A 15,108-nucleotide genomic window follows, 5' to 3' on the forward strand; every position below is an offset into this window, starting at 1 on the left:
AATCTTTTTATATTCTTAATATAAGTCAAGATAATTATCAACTTCCCACTGTGAAACAAAGGTCGCATAGCTAGCCCACTCGATGCGTTTCGCTTCAAGAAAGCTAGTGTAGATGTGTTCACCTAGGGCTGCCTTGACCACTTCATCTTCTGTCAAAGCTTTCAAGGCGTTATGAAGAGTTGATGGAAGGTCGGTGATTCCAGCTTCCTTACGCTCTTCTGCTGTCATGATGTAGATATTTTCTTCGATAGGAGCTGGTGCTTCGATTTTGTTTTCAATACCATGCAAACCAACTTCCAATAGAACTGCCATAGCGATGTATGGGTTTGCCATCGGGTCCACTGAACGCAACTCAAGACGAGTTCCCATACCACGTGAAGCTGGTACGCGCACAAGTGGCGAACGGTTACGACCAGCCCAAGCAATGTAAACAGGCGCTTCATAACCTGGAACCAAACGTTTGTATGAGTTAACTGTTGGGTTCATGATAGCAGTATAGTTGTAAGCATGCTTAATCAAACCGCCAAGGAAATGGTAGGCCGTTTCAGACAACTGCATTCCTTTTGGATCATTTGGATCAAAGAAGGCATTATTTCCTTCTGCATCAAACAAGGACATATTACAGTGCATACCTGATCCAGCAATACCAAATTTCGGTTTAGCCATAAAGGTTGCGTAAAGGCCATGTTTGCGAGCAATGGTTTTAACAACGAGTTTAAAGATTTGAATCTTGTCACAGGCACGGAGGACTTCATCATACTTGAAGTCAATTTCATGTTGTCCAACCGCAACCTCGTGGTGACTCGCTTCTACTTCAAATCCCATTTTGGTCAAAACATTCACGATTTCACGACGCGTATTGTCTGCAAGATCAGTAGGGGCCAAATCAAAGTAACCACCCTTGTCATTTACCTCAAGAGTTGGATCGCCATTTTCATCCAGCTTAAAGAGGAAGAATTCTGGTTCTGGACCAAGGTTGAAGGATTTGAATCCTACTTCTTCCATATGACGAAGTGCACGCTTCAGATTACCACGAGGGTCACCTGCAAAGGGTTCGCCTTCTGTTGTATAGACATCACAGATCAAACCTGCAACACTTCCATTTTCATCTCCCCAAGGGAAGACTGTCCATGTATCCAAGTCTGGGTACAAGTACATATCTGACTCATTGATACGTACAAAACCTTCAATAGAAGAGCCATCAAACATGGCTTTGTTTGACAAGACCTTATCTAACTGTTCATCTGTAGCAGGAATTTCGACGTTTTTCATGGTTCCCAGAATATCTGAAAACATGAGACGGATAAAGGTAACATTTTTTTCCTTGACTTCACGACGAATATCTGCAGCTGTGATTGGCATGGGTTTTCTCCTTAATATATATGACTACTTGCGATTGCCTAACCGCGACCAAAGGGTGACCGTACTGAAGCAAAGCGCCCCTGCTGGAGGAGTTCATTGTGAAGTGCGCGACGCACTTCCGTCTGACTCACGGCTTTCTTGGACTTCGCCTCGCGTTCAGCATATTTTTTCTTAATCGCAGCAATATTATGACCTTCAGAGATATAATCTTTGATTTCAAGCAGACGATCCATGTCATTCAACGAATACATGCGACGGTTCCCTTCGTTTCGATCAGGTTTGATCAACTCTTGATCTTCATAATAACGAATCTGACGCGCCGAGAGATCGGTCAATTTCATAACACTGCCGATAGGAAAAACAGCCATATTTCGGCGAAATTCTCTTTCCTTCATTTACAATTTCCTTCTTCCTGTCTATTATAGTCTAAAAAAAGACATACGTCAACGAATAATGTCATAAAATGTAACATTATTTTCTTTTTTTCTCCCAAAAGAGTTTCAGTTGCTCAATATCATAATTTACAAGGATTGCGACAAAAACTCCCATAAATGTTTCAAATACACGTGCAAACACGTACAAAAATGTTTCTCCGCTCGGTATTGATAGGGTAATGATCAACATAGCCGCTACACCACCGATAACTCCTGCCTTGTTGTTCATGGCGACATTTGTCATAATGGTTAACATGGTGCAAATCGGAACAACTAGTAAAGTTACCCAAAAGGCTCCATGAAATAAAGTGTTTAAGAGGAAAAAGACAAGGGCGTAAAAACCGCCAATACTATTTCCTAAGATACGCGAAGTTCCAAAATGGACACTCTTATCAAAGCTTTCTCGTAAACTGAAGACCGCTGTCAACGCTCCAATTTGAAGCCCCTTCCAGCCAAAAAAACCAAAAATCAAGAGAACTATAAATACGGCAATCCCTGTTTTGAAGGTTCGCATACCAAGCTTGAACTGTGACTTATCAAATTTATATTTTTTAAAATAACTCATAATCTCAACTTTCTACTACCATTTTAACATAAATTAGTTGATTTTATGAGTGAAAATCAATAGGAAGCGTTTTTAATTTAGGGCTATAAAAAAGAGGAAACAGAGTTCCTCTTTTCTATTTAACTTTCAGAGCTTACTTGCTTTCGTCTTCTTTACGTTTCAACTGACCAAGTCCTAAAACTCCTACTAAAGCTGCTAGACCAAGATATGGCATGTAGCTTGAATCATTTGTACCTGTTTGAGGTAGAGTAGGGTTACCTTTTGGATTTGGAGTAGGAGTTGTTGGCTCCTCTGGTTTCTTAGGTTCTGGCGTTGTCGTGCGAACTGTATTTGAAGCATAAGCAACTTTGTTCACAGTATTTACATAGGTATTTTCAAAGGTTCCGACAGCAATTCGTTTCATTTGAATATAAGTCTCAGCCTGGAATGGAGAATCCAACTGAATCTCTTGAAGGAATTCTTCCTTGAAGCGAATTGTAATCATTCCCTTATCTTGATTATGTTCAACCTGTGTTTCAGCTGTTAAGTCTGTCCCTGCCTTAATAACACGACCGTCTTTCAATCGGATATCAACCTTGGCAAGAACTTTATAGTTTCCAGTGTATTGATCACCTTTTTGGTCATAATCATCTACAAAACTATAGTCATTCAAGTCCTCAGAATGATTTTGTGGAATCAAACCACCGATTAAACGATAATTGAAGAACTGGTTCAACGGAATTGTTTGGCCATCAATATTGTCACTGCTTGGATCCATACTGATTGTCACATCTTTTTTCGGTGTGATTTTCGGTACGTTGTTGACAACTACTTCTGTAGCATAGCCATTTCCAAAATCAATTTGGTAGGCTTTGTTTTCATACTTACCACCCGTTTGACCAAATTCAGGTTTAACTGTCATCGGATCTGTGATTAGCAATGATTTTCCTGCTGCTACATAGTTCTTGTAGAATTCTGCTGGATTATCAGCTGAGAAGAGTTGGAAAGCACCTTTAACAGTGATGTTTGCTTTCTTCAACAGCTCTTGAACCTTCTTAGGCGCAGCTTCTAAACTATCAAATTGTTGAACACTGATACCTGATACAAGGTTGCCTTCTAGATCACGAATCTTAACCAATTCTGGTTGAAGGGTTAAGGCTTCTTCTGGATAATCATCCACATAGTAGAAACCATTTTGAATCGCTTCTTTAGAAGATTTATCTCCCTTGTATTGGTCCAAATCCCATGTGAGTTCATAGTAGTTTGTTGAACCAGCTAGAACTTCTTTGCCATCAATATTCACACCTTGCTTGTTCTTGTTAACTTTCAAAGGCTTGATGTAGTTGTTATTTGGATTGTCAGGATCATTTGGTTTACCTGGAGTCGTTACACGAACAATGTTTGACTTGACACCGTAGGCATCGTTGACTGTCAATGTAAAGTTGTTTGTATAAGTCGCCCCATCATTCAAGACACGACCAACAACAGTTGGATATAGAGTCTCAAAGGATTTTGTCAAATCTGCATTGAAAGCTGCCAAGGTCTCCTCAGTAGCCTTAAAGGTTACAGTGTGACTAGCTTTGTCATAGCTTGTTTCAAAACCTTTGCTTGCAGCCTTGGTTGCTTCCAAATCAAACTGATAGCCAGTTGGAAGTGGATCTACCAATACAAACGAAGTTGTTTTTGGACGCCCTGCAGTTAAAGCTTCCGTTTTCAACTCAAACTTCACTACAGACTGCTTAGCAACTAGAGTACGGTCGATATCTACTCCATCCTCATTTTTAATTTCTTTATTAATCTGAGGTTGTGCAAATAGACGATTGTAATGGAAGTGAACTGTTGGCACCGCTGGTGGTGTTGGCAACTGCTTAGGAGTTGGTGCTACCGGCGGAGTTGGCAATGGATCATAATTGGGCTCTTCTGGTTTTGATGGCTCTGGTTGATCTGGAGTTTTTACCGGTGGTGTTGGCTCATTTTCATAGCTTGGTGCTACTGGAGCTGGTTCCAATGGTTTCTCTGTCTCATATGTTGGCTCTTCTGGTTTTGATGGCTCCGGTTGATCTGGAGTTTTTACCGGTGGAGTTGGCTCATTTTCGTAGTTTGGTGCTACTGGAGCTGGTTCCAATGGTTTCTCTGTCTCATATGTTGGCTCTTCTGGTTTTGATGGCTCCGGTTGATCTGGAGTTTTTACCGGTGGAGTTGGCTCATTTTCGTAGTTTGGTACTACTGGAGCTGGTTCCAGTGGTTTCTCTACTTCATAAGTAGGAGCTTGTGGTGCAGTTGGTTCTACTGGCGGAGTTGGTTTTTCTAATGTGATGGTTGGCAAATTAGTTGCTCGAACATTTCCGTTAATCGCAAACCAAATATTTGGCTTTTTGGGAGATAATTTCTCTGCTCTACGTGGATCATTCGCTGCAGGCTGTCCCAACACTTCTGAAGACGAAATTGTTCCGATAGTCATACTATTTGAAGGACCTGAGATTTCCACTGCTCCCGCACCATACCAAGAGTTTGGTGCATCTGCATTATCCCAACCAGAATCTGGTTGACTATTCTTATACATGGTGAAGCGGGAACCACCAACTCCTTTTTTGAAGTTTTCAGATTCTGTCGCATAAATTTGGCCGTTCTTTTCACCAACTGAAGAACCCGAAATTTTGATGAAATTCCCAGTATAATCTTTAGCCATCTCGATTGAGTTTGCTTCGCGGTTAAGAGACGCTACAGACATCAAGGCCTTGTCAAAATTAATAATTTGACCATCTTCATCATAGAATTGAAACTCAGTCTTAACGAAGAGAGAGGTAGCATCTTCTGTATTACCAGTATAAGCCGAAGCGAAAACCCCCATCGTTGGGTCTTTAAAAATTCCCAACCAAGCCTTATCATTGCGGAACTTGGAACTAGAATCAAGAGTATAAGTATAGACGATTTTAGAAACTTTTTTTCCTTGATAGTAAGTCCCCTGAAGATTCGTATAAGTTGCTGTTGCAGACTGACCTCGTTTCAGCAGGACTGAAGACCATTCAGTTGGTCCCTTACCACTTGTTACATTTGAATTGTACTCAGAATACTTACCGACTGTACCAAAGCTTTCCTGTTTGTTTGTCTGGTAGTTAGCATTTTGAATGTCTGTTACTTTAAAGTTATCCAACTGGAAGAGTTTATTGGCAAATTCTGCAGTATTCTTCACAGCTGCTTCCATGCCAGTATAGCTAACAAATTCACCAGTTGTAGTCAATGAAAGTTCAGCATTAGGCTCCGATTTGAAAATCAAACTTTGAGCACTTGGGCGACTCAAGTTTCCATCTTCATTCTTCTTTGATTCTGCTAAAGCCATAGCTGCCTTAATTTTGGCCTGCTCAGCTTCATAAGCTTGCAACTTAGCCGGATACTCAGCCAACTCTTTCTTATATTTGGCAAGATCAGCTTCGTATTTAGCTAATTTTGCTTCATAGTCAGTTTTAGCCGCGGCATTCCGCTGCTTGATTTCTTCGTTTTCAGCTTGGAGCGCTGCATTTTTTGCCTTGTTGTCTTCAACAGCCTTCTCATAAGCTGTTTTAGCATCAGCATTTGCCTTTTGAACGCGAGCTAGTTCTGTCTGATAAGCCGCTAACTTAGTTTGGTAGTCTGTTTCGTTAGCTGCATTCGCTTGTTTGACTGCTGCCAAGTCTTTTTCGTATTGTGCTATTTTAGCCTCATAAGTTGCCTTGGCTGTTTCATTTCGTTGTTTAATAGCTTCATTTTCAGCTTGGATAGCATTGTTTTTAGCTTTGTTTTCTTCAACAGCCTTTTCATAGGCTACTTTTGCATCAGAATTAGCCTTTTGAACACGTGCCAATTCTGTTTTATAAGCTGCTAATTTAGCTTGATAATCAGCATCATTATCCTCTTTAGCTTTCTTAATAGCTGCAAGGTCTGCTTCATACTGCTTCATCGCTGCTTCATAATTCGCTTTTGCAGTTTCATTACGCTGTTTAATCGCTTCATTTTCAGCTTTAAGCGCTTCGTTTTTCGCAGTGTTTTCTTTTACTGCTTTATCATAAGCCTCTTTAGCTTCAGCATTAGCTTTTTGTACTCGAGCTAATTCTGTCTGGTAAGCTGAAAGTTTATTTTGATAATCCTTTTGACTATCTTCATTTGCTTTTTTGACAGTTGCTAAATCTTTTTGATATTGTGCTAGCTTAGCCTCATATTCTGCTTTAGCTGTTGCATTAGCAGTGTTGATTTTTTCAACTTCTTCTTGATGACTTTTTAGATCTTTTTGGTACTTGTCATCCGCTGCTTTGTTTTCAGCATTGATTTTATCTGTTTCAGCCTGATGAGCTGCGACTTCCTTTTTATATGCTTCAGTTGTTGTCTTTACTTCTTCAGCCTGTTTAGCATAGTCGCTTTTAATTTCATCTTGTTTTTGAGCATTTTCTGTAGCAGTTGTGGCTGTTCCTTTGTCTTTTGTTTCATCTTGAACCACCTTAACTCCTGCAGATTTTGCATCAGCAACTGCTTTATCCAAATCAGCTGATGATACTTCTACTGGCAAAGCTGAGTCTTTAGAACCAGCCTTAGCTTGGCTTTCTTTGGCAACTTGGCTCATTTCACCCTGAGCTTCAGGTAGATTTGTGGCTGGGTTCCCTGTAGTAGCTACCTCAACTGTACTTGTACTAGTTGTCTCTGTAACTTCATCAGCAAATACTGCTTTGTCTGCAAAAGCAATCAAAGCAGTTCCTAAAACAGCACCACACAAAGTTTTCGCAACTTTGCTTTTACGAAATCCATAGACTTCTTTTTTATTTTTCATTATAATCCTTTTCCTTATCTAAATTTAGTCGTTACTTCTTATACTAGCACTTTACAAGGCAGGATGCAAATATTTACTCTTTTTTTATTTATAGAAAAATTCCACCTATTTATAAATTAAATTAAAAAGAAGATGGTCACACCATCTTCCTTTAGTTAAACTATTTATTTTTCAGTCAATGCTGCCAATCCTGGAAGAACTTTACCTTCAAGAAGTTCCATTGATGCTCCACCACCAGTAGAAATCCATGAGAACTTGTCTGCACGGCCAAGGTTGATGGCTGCAGCAGCTGAGTCACCACCACCGATGATTGATTTAACACCTGGTTGTTTTACGATAGCATCCATGACACCGATTGTACCAGCTTGGAAGTCAGGGTTTTCAAATACACCCATAGGTCCGTTCCATACAACTGTTTTCGCACCAGTCAAAGCTTCGTCGAATTTAGCGATAGATTTAGGACCGATATCCAAACCAAGGAAACCTGGGTCTACTGCTTCACCTTCAGTGTCTTTCACTTCAGTGTAGTCAGCAAATGCGTTTGCTTCTTTTGAGTCAACTGGCAAGATCAATTTGCCGTTTGCTTTTTCAAGAAGAGCTTTCGCAACATCCAATTTATCTTCTTCTACAAGTGAGTTACCGATTTCGATACCTTGAGCTTTGTAGAATGTGTAAGTCATCCCACCACCGATAAGCACTTTATCAGCTTTTTCAAGCAAGTTTTCGATAACACCAATCTTGTCAGATACTTTTGAACCACCAAGGATCGCTACGAATGGACGTTCTGGAGCTTCAACTGCTTCTTGGATGTAGGCAATTTCGTTTTCAAGAAGGAAACCAGCAACTGCTTTTTCAACGTTTGCTGAGATACCAACGTTAGATGCGTGTGCACGGTGAGCAGTACCGAATGCATCGTTTACGAAGATACCATCTCCAAGTGAAGCCCAGTATTTACCAAGTTCAGAATCGTTTTTAGATTCTTTCTTGCCGTCAACATCTTCGAAACGAGTGTTTTCAACCAAGAGAACTTGTCCATCTTCAAGAGCGTTAACAGCGGCTTCCAATTCAGCACCACGTGTAACACCTGGGATAAATTTAACTTCTTGTCCCAATTTAGCAGCCAAGTCAGCAGCTACAGGAGCAAGTGATTTACCTTCTTTGTCTGCTTCTTCTTTTACACGTCCAAGGTGAGAGAAGAGGATTGCACGTCCACCTTGTTCAAGGATGTACTTGATAGTTGGAAGAGCTGCAGTGATACGGTTATCATTGGTAATCACGCCATCTTTAACAGGTACGTTGAAGTCAACACGAACGAGAACTTTTTTCCCTTTCAAGTCAACGTCTTTAACAGTCAATTTTGCCATTAGATATGACTCCTTCTTTTTTTATACGTGTTAATTATATCACAAAATCCGCAAAAGAGATAGAAAAACCCTAAACTTTTCTTGTTCATTCTTCTATCTATTAACCTAAAAACCTAGGATTGCAGTGCGGGAAATAGTAATCTTCACATAATTCGGTTGGAATATTTTAGGCGAATTTCTTGATTGATCTGCCTAATTACTTCTACACTATCCTTTTTCTAAGATTTTAATCCTTAATATTCTAAACTCTACAGTCCTTCTTTTTGAATTGCTGGGTTTCTTATTATACAATATAACTAAAATAATTTCTTCAGTTTGTGCTATTTGAGATTAAAAGAAGGGGAATTGCTACGATGAAATTAGAAAGACTAATCTATATTTTACTGTCTCTTTTGAATAAGAAGAGAATAACAGCTAAAGAGATCGCAGAGAGGTTTGAAATATCTACTCGAACTGTATATAGAGACATGGATACACTCAGTTTAGCGGGGATCCCAATCTATTCGGAACGTGGAGATAAGGGAGGTTTCTATATACCGAGCGACTATAAGATAGACAGAAACTTTTTCACTGAGGAAGAGAGACAGTTTATCATTAATATGAGCCAAAATGTTAGTAAAATCGTTGGTCATTCAAGTCTTGACAGTATCGAACACAAGCTGTCTTCTCAAGAAATTACAAGAGCAAACAGTCCTTTTTACTTTGATCTCAGTTCCTGGACTCTTAATACAAATTATTTACTAGAAATTGAGGAAGCGATACAAACTGAACAGATGATTTCTTTTTCTTACTATTCGAAAAAACAAGAGAAAAGTCAGCGAACAGTTATTCCATACAGATTGATCTATAAACTGAATGCTTGGTATGTTATCGGTTACTGCTTAGAAAAATTAGATTTTCGTATTTTTAAATTAACTCGAATTCGTGAACTAGAACTAGTGGAGATAGAAGATAAACCATTCGATTATCCACGTTTATCTCAAGAAAAGTTAGAGCTTTTTTTAAATCCCCCAAAACATAAAGTGGAGGGGCAAAGAGAAGAAATCGAACTAGTTTTTACAAGATTTGCACTTCCAAAAATCTACGATTACTTCACGGAAGAAGAAATCAGAGTCGAGGACGAAATAATAAAAGTTCAGGCATTTAGAGCTTTAACTCCTTCGTTTTTTGATTTACTATTAAGTTTTGGTTATCAAGTAAAGGTCGTATCTCCAAGTCACTTACAAAATCTACTGGTCAGTACTCTCAAAAAAAATCTTCAGCAATATGACAACCTGTAGTCATATTTCCTTTTGTATACTCTTAAGTGGGCAAAATATTTCGTGATATTCATCATAGCCCAATTATTTTACAGGAGGTTCCAAATGGATACAAAAACACTTGCAGAAAGCTATTTTACGGCAGTAAATGAGGGAGGCTGGGAAGATTTCGTAGCTGAAAACTTTGACTATGGCATGTGCGATAGTATAGAAATTCGACAAGGACGTGATGTTTATTTGCAAGGCGCAGGCCAATTCTATGCTTTGAGCCAGCATCTTGAAGTGAAGCAATTACTTGTTGATGGTCGAGCAGTCTCAGCTTTAAATCGCTACCGTCTACATTCTCCTCAAGGAAAAGAACTAGAGCTGGATGTCGCAGAATTTCTGAAATTTGATGAATTTGATAAATTAGTTGCATCCAATATTTATTTCGACACCTATCGTTTCCAAAAATTTATCCAAGGAATTGAATAAAAAAATCTAGCTTCAAATTTACTCTTCAATTTCAAAACTAAAAACAAGGCCTGACTAATCTACAGTCAAACCTTGTTTTTTATTTTTATGAGAAAATCCAAGATTCGTAAATCTGATTAGTCTTCTCTCTTCTTTCCAGCAAGCAAGCCGTAGCCACTCATTAGTCCGAGGAGTCCCAGCGCTACTAGACTAGCATCTCTTGTCGCTCCCGTATTTGGAAGCTCTTTACTTACTTCTTCAATTTTTGCTGGCGTTGCTGAGAGCGCTTGATCCCTTGTTTGTGAGACTTGCTCTTCTTTCGTTCCTACTTCGACAATTTCTGGAAGAGCTTCCTTGAGAACCTCAGTAGAATGAAGGGTGCGTTTGCCCTGAGCATCAACTTCTACAAAGCGACGAACTTGGCCTTCAACGCCTGCTTGAACTAGCTGGCGTTTGCCTTTGAGAAGGGCTGCATTTGGTCGTTCTTGACGTTCGAAGGAAACTGTTCCCTCTTCAACTTCCAGTTTCGGAGTTTCTAGAACTAAATCTTTCACACCTTCAGCTGGTTGGTTGCTTGATAGAACTTTTGTTCCAACTTCGGTGATTTCTGGGATTGCTTCCTTGACTACCTCAGTCGAACGAAGAGTGCGTCTACCTTGGGTATCTACTGCTACAAAGTGGCGAACTTGACCTTCAACTCCAGCTTGCACAACACGGCGTTGTCCTTTGAGAAATTCGGAGTTTGGTCGCTCCTGACGTTCATAGGCTGTTGTTTCAGTTTCAATAACTAGTTCAGGGAGGGCCTCAACCGTCGGGGCCACTTCATTTGGATCCATGCTACCAACATGATGGCTTTCTTCTGCAGGAGCTAGTTTCTTATTCAGCTTTTCTTTCATTTCTGAAAAAGCTTGTGGAGTTGGCATCTCTGAAGCTAATAAAGTTTCTGCTTGTTCAATCAACTCAGCTTTAGGATCTTTTTCACGGACAGATTCGAGCAAACCTTCCAATTCTTCTCTAGCTGTCTGATAACGTTGATTTCCATCCAAGTCCGCTCCAGCTTGTTTCAATTCATTCAAGGCTTTATTGACTTCTTCTTGACTGGCATCATGGTTTTCTGCTACAGCTTTCGCTACATTGAGCTTCTCTACTAGTGCTGCTTGTTTGTCCTCGCTTGAGAAGGTGTAGGCAAGGGTTGACTGACGGCCTTGGGCAGCAGTAATTTCTTGTTTGAGGTACTCGTCGTTGACAGCTGCTTTTGGAGAAACCAAGACATCGAACTCAGCTGTGTGTCCCTTGTAATGCAAGGTCAAGGTTTGTCGTCCAGTCTTTTGAGCATCGTAGCCTGTAATTTCAACACCTTGATCTGTAAAGGCATGGCTTTCTTCTGTCTCATCATCATAGAGAACGCCGAAGCGACCTTCTGCAAGATCCAGTTGATCTCCTACTAGATAGTCTGTTTTCGGTTTCTGAGTAATGTACAAGCCTGCTACTTCTTTCGGCTTCCCTTCATCTTGACCAGTCACTTGTACTTTTAAGTCACCAGTAACCGAAAGTCCAAGGTAGCTGACTGTGAGCTTTTGTTCCCCTTTTTGATGAGCGTCGTATCCAGAAACAGTCACACCTGAGTGAGTAAGGTTAATCAGCTCATCGGCTTGTCCCCCTTCGTACTGAACACGGAGGTTTCCGCCTCTGAGGTCAAGTTTTTCTCCCTCTTTGTAAACTATCTTCTTAGGTCCTTTTTCAAGGCTAACTGCAGCAATTTTTCTCTCATCCTGCGGAATCGCTACAGCCAAGGTGTTACTGATTTCTTTGCCAGGTAGTTGGGTACGATAGTAGAGGAGAGTTGGTTGCTTGTCAAAGCCCAATGGTGCTGTTGCCAAGTCGCCTCCAGTTTCAGACTTCAAGGTTGCAATTGGTGTTTGTGAATCTGCCTTGTCGTAAACGGTGATAGTTGCACCCGCTGGAACATCAGAGAAACCAAGTTGAACTTGGTGGTTTCCAAGTGAACGGGCAGCTACCTTAGCCATTGGAATATTTTGACTTTCTGTGTCCAAGGTTTCGTACATCTTCCAGTTGTAGATACGAATGGCCTTCCAAGGTGTCCCATTATCTGAAGTGATAACTTTTAGGCGCCAGTCTTGGGCAGTGATTGGTTTGTCAAGAGTGATATCTGTCACGTGTGCTTTGTTGCCACGGACTTCCTTAGCTAGTTTCCACTCACCATCTGTATCCTTGTAGTAAAGATCAAAGTCCTTGGTGTTCATCAAACCATCGTTGACAGACTCACCACCAGCTCCCGCATGATCCATGACCCATCTAACAACGGTACGTGACTTGGTCAAACGAATATCCACACTACCGCTCAACTGAGCTGAAGACCACTTGTCTGACAGACTTGTAATCGTACCATTCAACATGCCTTCGATGCCTTCCCCGCCTTCAGTATTCGGGAAAGTGCTACCAATAACCTTTGCACCTGGAACGATATTTTCAGCTAAAGGTCTTGGAAGAGTCGTATCCTGAACTGTCATCCCCCAGTTAAAGGATGCCGTCGCAGCTTCGGAACGAAGGCCATTTTTACCAACTGCAACGACTTTCAGTTCCTGAGTCGTACCAGTCGCATTAGCAGAACGGCTAACTTTTGGCAAGTAGATGGTTGAAGCAGATGATCCTGTCAACAAACGCCAGTTATCTCCATCTTTTTCGTAGACTTCATAGAAATCTGCATCTTGGTTACCCGCAAACTGGACCACTGCTTCAGCTTCTTGGGCATTTTTAAGAGATTGTTTCACCACAGATAGCCCCGTCGGTGCCTGTGGTGCTTGGTGATTGTCCGTGATAGTTAATTGTCCTAGGTTGAACTGATAATCTTTTACAGCACCTTCATGTTCGAAGAAGAGTTTGACTGCATAGATGGTTTTACCTGCTAGTGAGCTAAGGTCAAATTCTTCATTCTTCCAGTCATCAGAGAGAGTCAGTTCTTTCCATGCAGCTGCATCCTCAAATTTGTAGTCTGGAGTCGTAGAGAAGGCCATATAAACTTTAGAGCCTTTTCCTCCCTTGTGGGCAACACGAAGTTTGGTTTTCTCTGTTACTTCTAGTTTGGTAGAATACAAATTCACATCCTGGTCCGTCTTACCAGCTACATCGCCTGAGAATTTAAGGGAGTTTCCTCCATTATAGGCATCTGTAAAGTCATATTCTGCACGAAGTTTTTCCCCTGTTGAAGTCTGCCACCAGCGCCATGTTGGCAAGACACCAGAAACAGAACGGTAGTTCCACTCAGAATCCTTAGAAACTTTGCCGTCTACAAACCATTTTCTACCATGACCTGTATTAAAGGAGGTCGTGAAGGTTCGACCTACTGCTGGTGTACGGTCAGCAACTAAATTGGCAATTCCATACCACTCTTTATCTGCTGGTTTTTGAGCCGTTGGATCTCCTTGGTAACCTGTAAAGAAGATGTCTTCGTTCTTGTGGTAGTCTTCGCCTGTTTTTCCTAGACTGGTAATCGTATCTGGTGCAAAAAGTCCAAGTGACAAACGCAACTTGCCTTTTTCATCTAAGAGGGCATCCCATTTGACTTTGGTCTTATAAGAACCACCTTGTTGCAATTCCAAGCCTGCAAAGACATCATATTGACTACGCTCTAGCCATTTGGCCATCTCTACGGAGTGGTCATTCTTTTCCTTGTTCCAGTTGAAATTGGCAAAGAATTGATCTGCAGGGACTTTGTCACCTTCTTTTTGCATGAACTGGTAGTTGTAATCACCTAGACCATCTTCGTGGTAACGACCGTATTTGTAGGTCATGGCATCGTACCAAGCATACTTGATCGGGTGGTTGACTTTGGCTGCGTATTCTTTTGTATAGAGCATGAATTGGCGCATTTTTTCACCAAGAGGTGCTACCAATTCCCCCGTTGTTTCCTGATTGATGAAATAGCCATCAAAGCCATAGTACTTAGCGAGATCAACGAGTTTGCGTGCAATTGGGAATGTGCCATCCTCATCTTGTTTCAAGGCAGCGGCAAATTTCTCTTGGTCAGCAATACTGTTTGACCAGTTGAAAAAGAGTGTTCCATAAACGGGAACTCCGTTGCGGTGACCGGCATCAATGACATCTGGAGTTGGAACTAGACCTTCCCAGAAGACCATTGAATCCAAGTATTGCCAGTAGTCAAAAGCATAGGCCTTGAATTCTTCTCCACCAACAGAAGCGTGGTCTTTGGCCTTTGAGTTGGTGTTTGCTAGCGCCTGAACCTTGGCTCTTCTGCTTGCTTTTTCGTTAACCAACTGGCCTCTATGGCGCTTGGCGAGTTCAACTGATGAACGGTTAATGGGATCATCCTCACGCGCACCCGGTTCCCATTTTAATAAATCTTCCCAAGTATCAAATTTGATTTCTTTTGGTCGGAGACTCTTTTCCTCATTTTTAGGAACGTCTGCTAGAGTCGGTTTGTCGGCTTTCTTCTCAGCCACTTGAGGAGCTTCCTCTGGTTTGACTTCTTCTTTTTCAGTTGGTTGAGCAGGTTTTTCAGCTTTATCTGCCGGAGCGGGTTTTGCCTCTTCTTTTTCATTGACCAAATCCGTTATTGCTGGAGTGTTTTCTGAAATTGGTTGCTCAGCTACTTTGTTCTCTGTTTCCTCTAATTGTTTTTCAAGGGCTGCAGTATCTGGATTAGCTGTTTCACTAGCTCTTGTAGCTTGGGCGCTCGTATTTGCAGCTGTTTCAGGGACTGCGACTTGTTCGGCAAGAGCTGGGCTCGCAAATAGAACTGAACCAATCATCAAGGAACAAGCTCCGATTGACAGCTTACGAATACTGTAACGGCAACGTTTTTCAAAAAATAGATCTTTCATCTTATCCTCCTAATAAAATATAAAGTAAGCGC

The 15,108-nt window shown here is 41.0% G+C and carries 8 protein-coding genes; 2 read left to right on the forward strand and 6 right to left on the reverse strand.

The window, feature by feature from the left end; translation table 11 throughout:
* Positions 1-15: 15 nt before the first annotated feature.
* From glnA to EL140_RS07995, 5 genes are all read right to left on the reverse strand, one after another.
* Positions 16-1,362 (reverse strand): type I glutamate--ammonia ligase, encoded by a 1,347-nt coding sequence (gene glnA / locus EL140_RS07975; RefSeq protein ID WP_001122885.1) that lies wholly within the window; start codon positions 1,360-1,362, stop codon positions 16-18.
* A gap of 38 nt (positions 1,363-1,400) precedes the next feature.
* Positions 1,401-1,757 carry a transcriptional repressor GlnR gene (gene glnR, locus EL140_RS07980; protein WP_000664333.1) on the reverse strand — a complete coding sequence of 119 codons (357 nt, stop codon included), beginning with the start codon at positions 1,755-1,757 and terminating at the stop codon, positions 1,401-1,403.
* Between the two features lie 76 nt (positions 1,758-1,833).
* Entirely contained in the window at positions 1,834-2,361 is a 528-nt protein-coding gene (locus tag EL140_RS07985; protein ID WP_000119887.1) for an FUSC family protein, read from the reverse strand.
* Between the two features lie 133 nt (positions 2,362-2,494).
* Positions 2,495-7,138 (reverse strand): antigen I/II family LPXTG-anchored adhesin, encoded by a 4,644-nt coding sequence (locus EL140_RS07990; RefSeq protein WP_078232927.1) that lies wholly within the window; start codon positions 7,136-7,138, stop codon positions 2,495-2,497.
* A 164-nt stretch (positions 7,139-7,302) separates the two neighbouring features.
* Positions 7,303-8,502 (reverse strand): phosphoglycerate kinase, encoded by a 1,200-nt coding sequence (locus EL140_RS07995; RefSeq protein ID WP_001096772.1) that lies wholly within the window; start codon positions 8,500-8,502, stop codon positions 7,303-7,305.
* 353 nt (positions 8,503-8,855) lie between these two features.
* Between EL140_RS07995 and EL140_RS08000 the strand changes: the two genes are divergently transcribed.
* Positions 8,856-9,782 carry a helix-turn-helix transcriptional regulator gene (locus EL140_RS08000; protein ID WP_000764446.1) on the forward strand — a complete coding sequence of 309 codons (927 nt, stop codon included), beginning with the start codon at positions 8,856-8,858 and terminating at the stop codon, positions 9,780-9,782.
* A gap of 84 nt (positions 9,783-9,866) precedes the next feature.
* Complete coding sequence (locus EL140_RS08005) at positions 9,867-10,235, forward strand: hypothetical protein (RefSeq protein WP_002879744.1); 369 nt, start codon at positions 9,867-9,869, stop codon at positions 10,233-10,235.
* 116 nt (positions 10,236-10,351) lie between these two features.
* On the opposite strand, the gene EL140_RS08010 is transcribed toward EL140_RS08005, so the two are convergent.
* Entirely contained in the window at positions 10,352-15,076 is a 4,725-nt protein-coding gene (locus EL140_RS08010) for an endo-beta-N-acetylglucosaminidase (RefSeq protein ID WP_000653745.1), read from the reverse strand.
* Positions 15,077-15,108: the final 32 nt, after the last annotated feature.

This window comes from Streptococcus oralis ATCC 35037, assembly GCF_900637025.1.
Lineage (GTDB): Bacteria > Bacillota > Bacilli > Lactobacillales > Streptococcaceae > Streptococcus > Streptococcus oralis.